Below are 13,898 nucleotides of genomic sequence, written 5' to 3'. Positions count from 1 at the left end.
AGGGCGGTGAATGCATTTCCTCCGCGAGGAGAGCCGCGCCGCCGCTCGTCCGGCGGGCGGGGAATCCGGGGATTAGAATCCCGACATGGCAGGGCGAATCGAGGACTACGCCCTCATCGGCGACCTGGAGACCGCCGCTCTCGTCGGGCGGGACGGTTCGGTCGACTGGTGGTGCGCCCCACGGTTCGACTCGCCCGCCTGCTTCGCCGCCCTCCTCGGCGACGGCGGCCACGGCCACTGGAGCCTCGCCCCTGCGGGCAACCGGACGTGCAGCCGCCGGAGTTACCGCGGCGACACCCTCGTCCTCGACACCGTGTGGGAGTCCGTCGACGGCGCCGTACGCGTCACCGACTTCATGCCGCCCCGTCAACGGGGTCCGAGGATCGTGCGGGTGGTCGAGGGGATCGCCGGACGCGTCGACATGCGGGGCGAGTTGCGCGTCCGCTTCGACCACGGCAGCGTCGTGCCCTGGTCGTACGCCCTGGACCGGCGCACCGTCGCCTCCGTCGCCGGGCCCGACGCGACCCGGCTGCACTGCGGACCGGGCGCGGGGGAGCCCGTGGTCACCCGCGACGGCACCCGCTTCGCCTTCCCGGTCACCGCGGGCCAGCGGGTCACCTTCGTCCTCGGCTGGCACCCCTCGCACGCGCCCGCGCCGCCCGCCCCCGACGTCCCGGCCGCCCTCGACCGCACACTCGCGTTCTGGAACGACTGGGCTTCCACGCTCCGTTACGAGGGCCCCGCACGTGACGCCGTGCTCCGCTCCCTCATCACCCTCAAGGCCCTCACCTACGAGCCCACCGGCGGTGTCATCGCCGCCGCCACCGCCTCGCTGCCCGAGTGCATCGGCGGCCGGCGCAACTGGGACTACCGCTTCTGCTGGTTGCGCGACTCCACCTTCACGCTCTCCTGCCTGCTGCGCAGCGGCTACCGCAGGGAGGCCCTGGCCTGGACGGACTGGCTGGTGCGTGCGGCCGCCGGCGCGCCGGCCGACCTCCAGCCGCTGTACGGCATCGCCGGCCAGCGCAGGCTGCCCGAGACCGACGCCGACTGGCTCCCCGGATACGAGAACTCACGCCCCGTCAGAATCGGGAACGCGGCCGTCGACCAGTTCCAGCTAGACATCTACGGCGAGGTACTCAGCACCATCTACTCGGCGGTCCGGGCCGGTGTCGCGCTCGACGAGCACGTCTGGAACCTGATGGCCGGCCTCCTCGAATACGTCGGCAGGTGCTGGCGCGAACCCGACGAGGGCATCTGGGAAGTCCGGGGCCCACGACGCCAGTTCGTCCACTCCAAGGTGATGGCCTGGGTCGCCGCCGACCGTGCGCTCCGGCTCGCCCGGGTCGCGGGCCAGCGCGGCTCCGTCCGCCGCTGGCAGGCACTGCGCGCCGAACTGCGCGCCGAGGTCTGCCGGTTCGGCTGGAGCGAGGAGCGCCGGTCCTTCACCCAGTTCTACGGAAGCCGCCGGGTCGACGCGACCTCCCTGCTCATCCCGCGCCTCGGCTTCCTGCCCGCCGACGACCCCCGGGTCCTCGGCACCGTCCACGCCATGGCGAGCCTGACCGACCGGGGCTTCCTGCGCCGCTACGACGAGGTGTCCGACGGCGAGGTGCACGAGGTCGACGGCCTGGACGGCGCGGAAGGAGCCTTCGTCGCCTGCACGTTCTGGTACGCCGACGCCCTCGCCCTCACGGGCCGCCCGGCCGAGGCCCGCACCGTCTTCGAGCGCGTCCTCGACGTCCGCAACGACGTCGGACTGCTCGCGGAGGAATGGGACCCGGCGACCGGCCGCCAGCTCGGCAACATGCCGCAGGCCCTGAGCCACGTCGCACTCGTCAACACCGCCTTCACCCTCCACGGAACCCGCCGCCGCGAACGCGCTCCGGCGCGCCGCCCCGCCATGGCGTGACACGCCGAGCGCCGGGTGTCAGGGCCGGCGCCCGCCCGCTCGTCCCCGAGCCCATCGCTGACCTGCGTCGTTCGGGTGCCTCCAGCGGGCGACGACGGCCCGGCCGGGGTCGAATCGAGGCATGGCACCCTTCGACAGGCCCCGTGCCGGCGGCTCCCCGCGGAGCATCGCCGCCGGTGACACCTGGTGGTACGCCGCCGTCGCCGGTGAGGCCGCCGGATCGTTCAGCGCCCGGATCCGCATACGCATGCGGCGCGCCTGCCTCGCCGCGATCCTCCTGCTCACCCTCGCCTACGCCGGACTCGTGCTCACCGCGACCGGCCGGCGCTGGGGAAACGCCGCCGTCGCCGGACGGCTCACCGATCCGGCCGTCGCCCGCTTCCTGAGCGAGCACCCCTCGCTCCAGGGCTCCGGCACCGTCTCGCTCGCCCTCGCCGTCCTGCTGCTCGTCGCCGTCGGCGTGCTGCGCAAGCGGTACCGGCATCTGGCCCTCGCCCTCGGCACCACTGCCGCCGCCCTGGCCGCCGCCGAGCTCCTCCAGCGCTACGCCCCGGGACCCCGCTTCGTCGCCGCCGACGGCGTCGCCGTCGAGAGCGGCTTCCCCAGCAGCCCCGCCGTCCTCTCCCTCGGCACCGCCCTCGGCCTCCTGCTGGTCGTGCCGCACCGGCTGCGCGCCCTGGTCGTGGGCCTCGGCGCCCTGTGGGCGGTCGCTCTCGGTGCGTACTCCGTCGCCACCGGTCACCACCGGCCCGGCGACGTCATCGCCGCCGACCTGCTGGTCCTCGCCGTCTTCGCCGCTGCGGTCTCCCTCCTCGCCCGCAAGGGCAAGGTCCGCCCCGCGCCGCGTCGCGGGCTCTCGCTCCAGCGGCTCCTCGGCACCGTCCCGCTGGCCCTCCTGGCGATCGGCGGGCTCGCCGCAGGCGGTCTCCTCCTCGGCGACTGCCTGCCCGGCACCGGGCCGCTCCCCGCCGAGCTGCCCCGGATCGCCCACCGCTGCGGCCAGGCCCTCGCCGCGGGTACCGGCGCCGCCGTCGCGCTCGCCCTGCTCGGCCTGCTCCGCCGCGTCGACCTCGACCCGGGCTCCGCCCCGTACCGGATCAGCCATCCCGTTCCCGAGGACCCCTTTCCCGAGGAGCCCGATCACGAGATATCTTGATGTCGAGCAATCTTGCAGACGCAGACGCAGACGTGGAGCGGAGCACACCCGGTGACTGACTCGACCATCATCTACACGCACACTGACGAGGCGCCCGCCCTGGCGACCTACTCGTTCCTGCCCGTGATCCAGGCCTACGCCTCGACCGCCGGCGTCAACGTCGAGACGCGTGACATCTCCCTGGCCGGGCGCATCATCGCCTCCTTCCCCGAGCGTCTCGAGGAGGGCCAGCGCATCGCCGACGCCCTCGCCGAGCTCGGCGAGCTGGCCAAGACGCCCGAGGCCAACATCATCAAGCTGCCGAACATCTCGGCATCGATCCCGCAGCTGAAGGCCGCGATCGCCGAGCTCCAGGCCCAGGGCTACGCGCTCCCGGACTACCCGGACGACCCGAAGACCGACGAGGACAAGGACGTCCGCGCCCGCTACGACAAGGTCAAGGGCTCGGCCGTCAACCCGGTCCTGCGCGAGGGCAACTCCGACCGCCGCGCCCCGGGCGCCGTGAAGAACTACGCCAAGACCCACCCCCACCGCATGGGCGCCTGGACCCCGGAGTCCAAGACCAACGTCGCCACCATGGGTGAGGACGACTTCGCGTCCACCGAGAAGTCGACCGTCATCGCCGAGGACACCACCCTCCGCTTCGAGCACGTCGCCGCCGACGGCACCGTCACCGAGCTGCGTTCGCCGCTCAAGGTCATCGCCGGCGAGGTCCTCGACGCCTCCGTCATGCGCGCCGCCGCCCTCAACACCTTCCTGGCCGAGCAGGTCGCCCGCGCCAAGGCCGAGGGCGTCCTGTTCTCCGTGCACCTCAAGGCCACGATGATGAAGGTCTCCGACCCGATCATCTTCGGCCACGTCGTGCGCGCCTTCTTCCCGCAGACCTTCGCCAAGTACGGCGAGGTCCTCGCCGGCGCGGGTCTGTCCCCGAACGACGGCCTCGGCACCATCCTCAAGGGCCTGGACACCATCCCGAACGGTCTCGGCGACGAGATCAAGGCCTCCTTCGACGCCGAGCTCGCCGAGGGCCCGGCCCTCGCCATGGTCGACTCCGACAAGGGCATCACCAACCTGCACGTGCCGTCCGACGTCATCGTCGACGCCTCCATGCCGGCCATGATCCGCACCTCCGGCCACATGTGGGGCCCGGACGGCCAGGAGGCCGACACCCTCGCCGTCCTCCCGGACCACTCCTACTCCGGCGTCTACCAGGCCGTCATCGAGGACTGCCGTGCCCACGGCGCCTTCGACCCGGCCACCATGGGCTCCGTCCCGAACGTCGGCCTCATGGCGCAGAAGGCCGAGGAGTACGGCTCCCACGACAAGACCTTCGAGATCGCCGCGGCCGGCACCGTCCGCCTCGTCGACCCCGCCGGCAACGTGGTCCTGGAGCAGGAGGTCGCCGAGGGCGACATCTTCCGCTCCTGCCAGACCAAGGACCTCCCGATCCAGGACTGGGTCAAGCTCGCCGTCACCCGCGCCCGCGCCACCGGCGCCCCGGCCGTCTTCTGGCTGGACGAGAACCGCGCCCACGACGCCCAGCTGATCGCCAAGGTCAACGAGTACCTGCCGCAGCACGACACCGAGGGTCTGGAGATCAAGATCCTGTCCCCGGTCGAGGCGACCAAGTTCTCCCTGGAGCGCATCCGCCGCGGCGAGGACACCATCTCGGTCACCGGTAACGTCCTGCGCGACTACCTGACCGACCTCTTCCCGATCCTGGAGCTGGGCACCAGCGCCAAGATGCTCTCCGTCGTCCCGCTGATGGCGGGTGGCGGCCTCTTCGAGACCGGCGCCGGCGGCTCCGCCCCGAAGCACGTCCAGCAGCTGGTCAAGGAGAACTACCTGCGCTGGGACTCGCTCGGCGAGTTCTTCGCGCTGGCCGCCTCCTTCGAGCACCTGGCCACCACCACGGGCAACGCCCGCGCCCAGGTCCTGGCCGACACCCTCGACCGCGCCACCGGCACCTTCCTCAACGAGGACAAGTCGCCGACCCGTCGCGTCGGCGGCATCGACAACCGCGGCAGCCACTTCTACCTGGCCCTCTACTGGGCCCAGGAGCTGGCCGCGCAGACCGACGACGCGGACCTGGCCAAGGCCTTCGCCCCGCTCGCCGAGACGCTCGCCGCCAACGAGCAGAAGATCGTCGACGAGCTGGTCGCCGTCCAGGGCTCCCCGGCCGAGATCGGCGGCTACTACCAGCCCGACCCGGCCAAGGCCGCGGCCGTGATGCGCCCGTCCGCCACCTTCAACGCGGCCGTCGCCTCGCTCGCCTGATCCCGGGCGGACCAGCGGCGACAGCCGGCACCGCCCCGGCCGGACACCCGTCCGGCCGGGGCGGTCCCGTCGGTGGCGCATCCGCCGATCGGGTGTGAGTCTGGATGGATGAGCTGGGCATCATGGACGACCGCCGGTGTCTACACCGGGCGTGGCGGGGTGCTCACCGTCGAGGCCGGTGCCCTCACGGGCGACCTGACCGTGCACACCACCTACATCGACGGCGAGGCACGAGTGGCCGTGCAGTACAGCGGCGCATCCGACTGGTTCACCATGTCGGGCAGTCCGGTCCCCTGCGGATCGGAGGAGGAGAGCCGCGATCTGCACGACGCCGTCGTCGCGGCCGTACGGGGAGGGGGCGGGGCCACCGTACCGACCCTGCCGCACCTCTCCGGCTAGCGGAAAGGCGGGAAGCGGACGGTCCGCCGAGGACCACCGCGAGAAAAGTGTTGTCCCGGCCGCTCCCGCGGGTCTCCTCCACGAAGCAGGGACGGACCCGAGGAGAGCAGGGGACATGCACGAAGACGAGCACCGCACCGCCGACCTCGTCGAAGCGGCGCGGGCGGGTGACGTACGCGCCGAGGACGCACTCGTACGGGCCTACATGCCCCTCGTCTACAACGTCGTCGGCCGCGCCCTGGACGGCCACGCCGACGTCGACGACCTCGTCCAGGACACGATGGTCCGGGCCCTCGACGGCCTGCCCGCCCTGCGTGACCCGTCACGCTTCCGTTCCTGGCTCGTCGCCATCGCCATGAACCGCATACGGCACCGCTGGCGGGAGAGCCGGCAGGCTCCGCTGCCCGGCCTCGACCGGGCCGAGGCCCTCGCCGACCCCGCCGGCGACTTCACCGAGCTCGCCATCCTGCGGCTCGGCCTCACCGGGCAGCGCCGCGAGGTCGCCGAGGCCACCCGCTGGCTCGACGAGGACGACCGCGAGGTGCTCTCCCTGTGGTGGCTGGAGGCCGCGGGCGAACTGAGCCGCGCCGAACTGGCCGCCGCCCTCGACGTCCCGCCCCGGCACGCCGCCGTCCGCGTCCAGCGGATGAAGGAGCGCCTGGAGACGGGCCGCGCCATCGTGCGCGCGCTCGCCGCCGTACCGCGCTGCCCCGGCCTCGCCGGCACCACCGCCGCCTGGGACGGCGGGCCCTCCCCGCTCTGGCGCAAGCGACTGGCCCGCCACCTCGACGCCTGTCCGCACTGCGCACCCACCCGCGCCGGCCTCGCGCCGGCCGAGGGCCTGCTCGTGGGCCTCGCCCTGGTGCCGCCGCTGATCGCCTGGGCGGGCCAGGGGAGCGGGACACCCGGCCTGGAGACCGTCGCGGCGACCGTGCCGGGGGACGGGGCGGGGACACCGCCGGACGGGAGCGGGGCGCTGTCGCCGGAGGGTGCCACGGTCGCGGGTCCCGCCGGCTCCGGCCCCCTGCCGGCCGGCTCCGGCCTTGCCGCCCGCCCCGGGCTGTTCGTCGGCGGCGGCGTGGTCGTCGCCCTGGGCGCGGCGCTGGTGCTGCTGATGCCGAACGGTCCTGCCGACCGCACGCTGGCGCACCCGCCGGTCACCGGCACGCCCGGCACGCCCGCCGCCACCCGCACCGTCGCACCGCCGCCCCCGACCTCGCCGACGCCCTCGCCCACCCCGAGCCGCACGAGCGCGCCCCGGCCGAGCCCGGAGGAACAGGTCACCCGGATCGTCAACCGGCACCGGGCGGAGGCCGGCTGCGGACCGCTCCGGGCGGAACCGCGGCTCTCCGCCGTGGCCCGGGCGTTCGGACGGGACATGGCCGAGCGCCGCTACCTCGCCCACACCGACCCGGAGGGCACCGACTCGGGCACCCGTCTGACGGCCGAGGGCTACTCCTGGAGCGCCTGGGCGGAGAACCTGGCCCGGGGACAGCGGGCCCCCGCGTCCGTCGTGGCCGACTGGATGGCCGACCCGCCGCACCGCGCCAACCTGCTGGACTGCCGCTACCGGCACACCGGCGTCGCCGCGGTGCCCGGCCCCGACGGCACGATCTGGGTCCAGGAACTCGCCACCCCGATGCGTTCCTGAGCACCCGGCCGCGTCAGCGGCGCGTGGCGAAGTCCTGGACCCACCAGGGCCCGTTCGCCGTGAGGTTCACGCCCACGCCGAGGTCCTCGAACGAGCAGTTGAGGATGTTCCTGCGGTGTCCCTCGCTGTTCATCCACTCGTCCACGGCCTGCGCGGGCGAGTGCGGACCGCGGTGGATGTTCTCGCCCCAGGACGCCCAGCTGTAGCCGGCCGCCGTGATCCGGTCGCCCGCGTTGCGCCCGTCCTGGCCGGCGTGGGCGTAGTAGTCGTGGGAGGCCATGTCGTCGGCGTGGCGCTGCGCCGCGGCCTTCAGCCGGGAGTCGGACCGCAACGGACCGCAACCCGCCTTCTTCCGCTCGGCGTTGACGAGCGTGAGCACCTGGGTGACGTACTGCGCGGCGGAGCCCGCGGCCCGCGGCACGGCCTCGACCGCCGCCGCGGGTGCCACGGGCAGCACGGCCGGGTCCCGGCCCGCCACCGCCCGGGAGCCCGCGCCCGCCGCACCGGCCTGCGACATCACGTACAGGCCGGTCGCCATCGTCAGCGCGGCGGCCAGCGTGCCCGCGAGGGTCACCGTCGTACGGAAGGAGGGCCCGCTCCGGCTCGCCGCGGCGTCGGTCCGGCGGCGGAACGGCCGGCGGAAGGGCAGGTGGAGCGGGCCGCCCGCCCGGTGCCGTCCGCCCCGGCTCCGCCCGCGGTCGTCCTCCCCGGGAAGGGCTGCGTCGTACGCGTCGTGCTGCATGGAGCTCCGCTCTCTCGTCCGCTGGTCCGTCGAGGCCGCCGGTGTCCGGTGCCGAATGGGCCACCGGGGCGACGGCGGTCATACTGTCCGGCTGCGGAGAGCGCGACACTCCTCGTCAATCCTGCGCGTCAACCTCCTGCGGCACCACCGCGACGGGGCACGGGGCAAGGTGCAGCGCCGCGTGCGCCACCGAGCCGATCCGCGAGCCGAGCGCCCCGCGCCGCGCCCGCCGCCCGACCACGAGCAGCTGCGCCGCGCCCGACCCCGACAGCAGCACCTGCCCGGCGCTGCCCAGCTCCACGTGCTCGGTCACCGGCACGTCGGGGTGGCGCTCCTGCCACGGTGCCAGGGCCTCGCGCAGCGCCTTCTCCTCGTACGGCACGAGCCCGCCGGCCTCGTCGGCGAGCATCAGCGAGGACGGGCTGTACGCGAACAGCGGCGGCAGGCTCCAGGCCCGCACCGCACGGACCGCCGCCCCGCGAGCCGCCGCCGTCTCGAAGGCGAAGCGCAGCACGGCCGCGCTGTCCTCCGGGCTGCCGTGCTGGCCCACCAGGATCTCCCCGGCGGGCGGTTCGGCGGGCGCGCCGTCACGGGAGCGGACCGAGACGACCGGCACCGTGGCGGCCGCGATGACCTGCTGTCCGTACGAGCCGAGCAGGAAGCCCGTCACGGCGCCGTGGCCGCGCGAGCCGAGGGCGAGCAGCTCGGCCCGCCCGCTCGTGCCGAGCAGCGCGGCGACCGGGGTGTCGCCGATCAGTTCGCTGCTCAGGGAGAGCTCGGGGTACCGCTCCGCGAGCGTCGCCTCGGCCGCGCCCAGCACTTCGCGGGCGGCCCGCTGCTGCGTCGTCGGGTCCTGGGCCAGGGGCAGGTCGAGGGGCTCCCAGCGCCAGGCGTGCACGAGCCGCAGCGGGAGGTCCCGGTGCAGTGCCTCGCGCGCGGCCCAGTCCGCCGCGGCCAGGCTCTCCGGGGAACCGTCCACTCCCGCGACGATCTCACGACTCATCAGGATGCCTCCGTACGTTCGGTACGCCGGCCGGCCGGTCGGCGCGGCCGCCGTCTCCAGCTTGGGCCCAAGGGCCGCCCCGGGACAGGGCCGTTCGTCCCGACCTGCGGGGCCGCGGGCCGGGGACCGCCCGGCGGATCACGGCCGGACCGGTCCTCCTCCTGCCCGCCGCGGCGGGCAGGCGGTTACGCCAGGAGGGTGAGCCGGGCGTGGGTGCCGTTCAGATAGTGGTCGCCGATGTCGCGGAGGCGGTGGTCCGGCGGGACGGCGGCGGTGAGTGCGCGGACGTTGCGCCAGAAGCGGTCGAAGCCGGGGCCGGGACCGGTGCCGTACGGGTCGGCGGCGGTCGCCGGGTCCACGAGCTGGAGGACGCGGGTCGTGATGTCCAGGGCGACCCGGTTGGCGACCGTCTCCGCCGCGGCGACCAGGACGGCGATGTCGGAGCGCTCCTCGACGTCCAGGAAGGGTCCGGCGAGCAGCCCGCGGGCCAGGGCGTCGGTCGCCCGCTCGACGACCGCGGCAGCGGTGTGCGCGGCGGTCGCCAGCTCCCCGTAGGAGCGGAGGAGATAGGGGTCGTCGCCGGCGGGCGCCGACGACGGGCCTGACGGTCCCAGGGCCAGGTCGGCCGGCAGGTGGGGCGAAGTGGCCTGGCTCGCGCGGCTCACGTCCCTGGCCTCGGCCAGTGCCCCCTCGGCGATGCCGAGGCCGACGTGCACCAGGAGCAGCCGCAGCGCGAGCGGCGCGAGCGTCGGGTACGGGGCGACGGCGTGCTCGTCCCGGGGGAGCGCGCCGAGCACCTGGTCGGGCGCGACCGGCGCCCTGTCGAAGGTGACGGTGCCCGCGCCCGCGAGGCGCTGGCCGACGCGCTCCGGGTACGGATCGGTGAACACGGCCGGGTGCGCCGGGTCCACGAGGACGAGCAGCAGGTCGCCCGTCTCCGTACAGCGGGCGCCGACGACGAGCCGGTCGGCGACCGTGACGCCGGACGCGAAGGCCCGCCGCCCGTCGAGGACGTAGGCGCCGCCGCCCGCCGGGGTGAGCGCGAGCCCCGCACGATCCGGCTCCGGACCCCCGGGTTCGACCGCGCCGGCGAGCAGCCAGCGCTCCTCGGCGGTGCGGGCCTCCAGGTCGAGCGGCCCCGCCGCCGGGCCGAGGAAGCGGGTGGTCCAGGACAGCACGGAGTGGTGGGCGAGGAGTTCGCCCACGGAGCCGTCGGCGGCCGAGATCTCCCGGATCACCCCGCAGGCCGAGCGCCAGTCGGCGCCGCGCCCGTGCGGGCCGGGCGCGGTGAGGAGGGCCGGCAGACCGGCCTCCTGGAGCCGGGCGACCTCGTCGAACGGTGCCTTGCCCGCCCGGTCCCGGGCTATCGCGTCGGCGGCCAGGTCGTCGGCGAGCTCGCGGGTGACGCGCAGCCAGATCTCGTCGTCGGCGGGGCGGTCGGCCGGGTGGGCGTCGGGCCCGCCGGCCGGGTGGCGGCCGGGCCGGCCGGCCGGCACGAAGGGGGGACGCGTGGACTTCCTCGGCGTACTCACGGCACCTCACATGATCCCTAGTATCCCCACTGGAATAGTAGGGATATTGCCAGAGAGGTCACCCGCATCCCAACAGTCGTCCGCATCGCGGACTATGAAGTCTCGTCAGGCGGACCTGAGACCCTTCTCAGGGATTGGTCCAGGCCTCCGGGTCCTCCGTGAGGGCCATCACCTCGGACGGCAGCTCCGCCGCCGCGATCTGGGCCAGCGACACCCCGTCGAGCACCTGGCGCACGTTCGCCCGCAGCGCGACCCACAGCGTCAGCAGCGACTCGGCGGGGCCGGTGTACGAAAGCTCCGGCGGGCGCACGCCGCGGACCGACACCATCGGCCCCTCGACGCAGCGGATCACGTCCGCCACGGAGATCTCCGTGGCCGGCTTGGCCAGCCAGTAACCGCCGTTGCCGCCGCGCTGGCTCTGCACCAGGCCGCCCTTGCGCATGTCGCCCAGGATGCCCTCGAGGAACTTGTGCGAGATTCCCTGGCACTCGGCGATCGCCTCGGCCTTCAACGGCCCGGAGTCCCGGGCCGCGGCGAGCTGGAGGGCGGCCCGCACCGCGTAATCGGCCCTGGCTGAAATGCGCATACGCGCATTATGCCCAGGTGCTGGGCGAGCTCTTGACGGGCGGGTGCCACCGCTCCCACACTCATGGACGGGAAACCCGAGCGAACAGGTAGGGAACCATGGGAGCCGCCGCCGCACCGGACCGGGCACGGACCGTCCGACTGCCCCGGCCGCTGGTCCTCACCTCCCGGCGCCACATCGACCTGCTGCGCGTCTGCAGCGCGGCCTAGGCCTTGTCGTCACACTCCCGCCTGCCCCGCGACGACGGGAGTTCGACGACAGGAAGACCCAGGGCCCGCGGAGTCCGGGACCCCGGGGCTCCGGGACCCGACCGGCCCGCCGGGTGACCGGCCGCCCGTCCGCGCTCTCTCTCCCTTCGCACCGCTCGGCTCCTCCCGTACGGCTCAGCTCCTCCTTCCCGTATCTCTGCTGCCTCCGGCGCGTCCCGACACCGTCGTGCGCCCCGCGACCCGGCACCGAGCACCCAGGAGAACCATGTCCGTCGTTCCCTCGTCCGCCGCGCCGTCCTCCGTCGTCCCGGCCACCGACGACCGGGTCTTCCGCGGCCGGATCGGCCGCGACGTGCGCAGCGGGCACTACCCCGTACCGCACCGCTACCGGCTCCACCTGGCACCCGCCGACCCCGACTGTCTCGGCGTCGCCGTGACCCACAGCCTCCTCGGTCTCGACGACACCCTGCCGCTGCGGCTCCTGCCCGCCCTGCCCGACACCGCCGACGGCGGATACGACGTCCTCGGCCCGCTCTACGAGGCCAGCGCCCACCTCTACCGGGGACCGGCCGCCGCTCCCGTGCTCAGCGACGGCTGGACCGGCCGCATCGTCTCCACCCACGTGCCCGACATCCTGCGCGACCTCGCGCTGCGCTTCCGCGGCGACGGGCCCGAACTGCTCCCCGAGGACCGGCAGGACGGGATCCGCGCCGTCGCCGACCTGTGCGCCCGCAGCGTCAACGCCGCCGCCCAGCGCGCGGGCGAGCTGGGTCTCGACGACACCGCGGCCCACCACGACCCGCTCACCGTGCTCTTCGCCGCGCTCGGCTCCCTCGAACGGCGCCTCGCCCACCGGCCGTACGTCCTCGGCGACACGCTCACCGCCGCCGACGTGACCGTCTGGGTGACCCTCGTCCAGCTCGACACCGTCCACCGCTGGCACCTCGACGCCGCCGCCATGGAGCGGGTCGCGGGCCACCCCGCGCTCTGGGCGTACGCCGCGCGGCTCGCGGAAAGTCCCGCGTTCGCCCGCCACCTCGACATCGACGCGCTCCTCGCCCGCCACCGCGCCCACTGCCGGGGCCGCGAGGCCGCCGGGGCCGCCATGCGGATCGTGGACTGGCCCTCCGCGCGCGGCTGAGCCTGACCCGTGGAGAGGTCCGGGCGAAGGACCCGGCGAGTCCCGGCGTCGTAGCCGGCCCGCCGGCCCACAGCCCCGCCCCGCCTCGGCCGCGGCGCTCGGAAGCGCTCTGCCGCGGTGCTCAGCAGCCGTGTTCTGCCGCGGTGCTCAGCAGCCGTGCTCAGCCGTGGTGTTCGCAGCCGTGCTCAGCGGCGGTGCTCAGCCGAAGCGGCGGCCGGCCAGCGGCTCCGTGGCGTCGCCGCCACCCGCCCGGACCCCCCGCAGGAACGCCTCCAGGGCCTCCACGGAGGTCCTGGCCGGCGTCCACTCCAGTTCGCGCCGGGCCCGGTCGGTGGCCATCAGCGGCAGCCGCAGCACCGCGTCGAACAGATCCGGCGAGGCCGGTGCCATCCGCATCCGCCAGGCCGTCGCCAGCGCACCGCGGACCGCGGAGCTCGGCACCTTCACCGGGCGCGCGGCGAACATCCGGCCGAGCACCCCGGCGTCGACCGCCGGCTCCGCCGCCAGGTTGAACGCGCCCCGGACGTCCCTGAGCAGGGCCCGCCGGTAGGCGTCCGCGGCGTCGTCGCTGTGCAGCACCTGGAAGCGCAGCCCGTCAAGATCCGGCACGAGCGGCAGCAGTTCGGGCCGGAACAGCTGGCCCGGGAGCCAGCGGCCCGCGAAGATCCGCCGCTGCTCGCTCGCCGACTCCTCCTTGAACAGGAAGCCCGGCCGCATCCGCACCACCCGGGTCTGCGGATGGTCGCGCTCGAAGGTGTCCAGGACCCGCTCCACGTACGCCTTCTCCCGGGTGTAGGCGGCTCCCGGCCAGCCGTGCGTCGGCCAGGACTCCGACACGGGCGCGCCGTTTCGGGGCCCGGGGGAGTAGGCACCGACCGACGAGGCGCACACGAGGACCGGGACGCGGGCCGCGGCGACCGCGTCGAAGACCCGTACCGAGCCCAGGACGTTGGTCTGCCAGGTGGTCGCCGGATCGTGCGTGGGCTGGAACCGCCAGGCCAGATGGACCACCGCGTCGGCGTCCGCCACGTACTGGGCGAGCCTCGGCTCGTCGCCCTCCAGCGACAGGTCCACCTCCGCCCACTCGGTCCGCGCCAGGCTCAGCCGGGGCCGGCGACGGGACAGGCCGAGCACCGACGCCACGCCGGGCTCGCGTTCCAGGGCGCGCACCAGACTCGTGCCCACGTTGCCCGTCGCACCGGTGACGACCACACGCAGCCGCTCGCTCGGGTTCATGTCTCGACCTTCCGTCATCCGGGCCGCCCGCGCACGCGGAGGAGCACGTGGCCG

General features: G+C 74.6%; 11 protein-coding genes. 6 read left to right on the top strand and 5 right to left on the bottom strand.

Going from position 1 to position 13,898, the window contains the following annotated elements:
• The first annotated feature begins 85 nt into the window (after window positions 1-85).
• The 5 genes from ACFY8W_RS26150 (at window position 86) to ACFY8W_RS26130 (ending at window position 7,395) form a co-directional block, all read left to right on the top strand.
• On the top strand, window positions 86-1,912 hold the full coding sequence (locus tag ACFY8W_RS26150; RefSeq protein ID WP_391109826.1) for a glycoside hydrolase family 15 protein: 1,827 nt from the start codon (window positions 86-88) through the stop codon (window positions 1,910-1,912).
• Between the two features lie 121 nt (window positions 1,913-2,033).
• Entirely contained in the window at window positions 2,034-3,068 is a 1,035-nt protein-coding gene (locus tag ACFY8W_RS26145; protein ID WP_391109823.1) for a phosphatase PAP2 family protein, read from the top strand.
• A 51-nt stretch (window positions 3,069-3,119) separates the two neighbouring features.
• The gene (locus tag ACFY8W_RS26140; RefSeq protein WP_391109821.1) at window positions 3,120-5,345 is read left to right on the top strand and encodes an NADP-dependent isocitrate dehydrogenase; all 2,226 of its coding nucleotides are present in this window, start codon (window positions 3,120-3,122) and stop codon (window positions 5,343-5,345) included.
• 108 nt (window positions 5,346-5,453) lie between these two features.
• The gene (locus ACFY8W_RS26135; RefSeq protein WP_391109818.1) at window positions 5,454-5,744 is read left to right on the top strand and encodes a hypothetical protein; all 291 of its coding nucleotides are present in this window, start codon (window positions 5,454-5,456) and stop codon (window positions 5,742-5,744) included.
• Between the two features lie 115 nt (window positions 5,745-5,859).
• A complete protein-coding gene (locus tag ACFY8W_RS26130; RefSeq protein WP_391109815.1) occupies window positions 5,860-7,395 on the top strand; it encodes a sigma-70 family RNA polymerase sigma factor in 1,536 nt (511 codons plus the stop codon).
• A 13-nt stretch (window positions 7,396-7,408) separates the two neighbouring features.
• Here the strand turns inward: ACFY8W_RS26130 and ACFY8W_RS26125 are convergent, their stop codons facing one another.
• From ACFY8W_RS26125 to ACFY8W_RS26110, 4 genes are all read right to left on the bottom strand, one after another.
• The gene (locus ACFY8W_RS26125) at window positions 7,409-8,137 is read right to left on the bottom strand and encodes a CAP domain-containing protein (RefSeq protein ID WP_391109813.1); all 729 of its coding nucleotides are present in this window, start codon (window positions 8,135-8,137) and stop codon (window positions 7,409-7,411) included.
• A gap of 115 nt (window positions 8,138-8,252) precedes the next feature.
• On the bottom strand, window positions 8,253-9,140 hold the full coding sequence (locus ACFY8W_RS26120; RefSeq protein ID WP_391109811.1) for a universal stress protein: 888 nt from the start codon (window positions 9,138-9,140) through the stop codon (window positions 8,253-8,255).
• Window positions 9,141-9,325: 185 nt separating this feature from the next.
• Complete coding sequence (locus ACFY8W_RS26115; protein ID WP_391109808.1) at window positions 9,326-10,672, bottom strand: acyl-CoA dehydrogenase family protein; 1,347 nt, start codon at window positions 10,670-10,672, stop codon at window positions 9,326-9,328.
• A 127-nt stretch (window positions 10,673-10,799) separates the two neighbouring features.
• Window positions 10,800-11,258, bottom strand: a complete 459-nt coding sequence (locus ACFY8W_RS26110; protein WP_391109806.1) for an Rrf2 family transcriptional regulator — start codon at window positions 11,256-11,258, stop codon at window positions 10,800-10,802.
• A gap of 474 nt (window positions 11,259-11,732) precedes the next feature.
• Here ACFY8W_RS26110 and ACFY8W_RS26105 point away from each other — a divergent pair, with 474 nt between their 5' ends.
• Window positions 11,733-12,608 carry a glutathione S-transferase C-terminal domain-containing protein gene (locus ACFY8W_RS26105; protein WP_391109804.1) on the top strand — a complete coding sequence of 292 codons (876 nt, stop codon included), beginning with the start codon at window positions 11,733-11,735 and terminating at the stop codon, window positions 12,606-12,608.
• Window positions 12,609-12,806: 198 nt separating this feature from the next.
• On the opposite strand, the gene ACFY8W_RS26100 is transcribed toward ACFY8W_RS26105, so the two are convergent.
• Window positions 12,807-13,844: an NAD-dependent epimerase/dehydratase family protein gene (locus tag ACFY8W_RS26100; RefSeq protein WP_391109802.1), complete on the bottom strand. Its 1,038-nt coding sequence runs from the start codon at window positions 13,842-13,844 to the stop codon at window positions 12,807-12,809.
• Between the last annotated feature and the right edge of the window lie 54 nt (window positions 13,845-13,898).

The organism is Streptomyces sp. NPDC012637, from assembly GCF_042954805.1.
Lineage (GTDB): Bacteria > Actinomycetota > Actinomycetes > Streptomycetales > Streptomycetaceae > Streptomyces.
The sequence above is the reverse complement of the archived record's forward strand: the minus strand, read 5'-3'. Positions and strand labels throughout refer to the sequence as shown.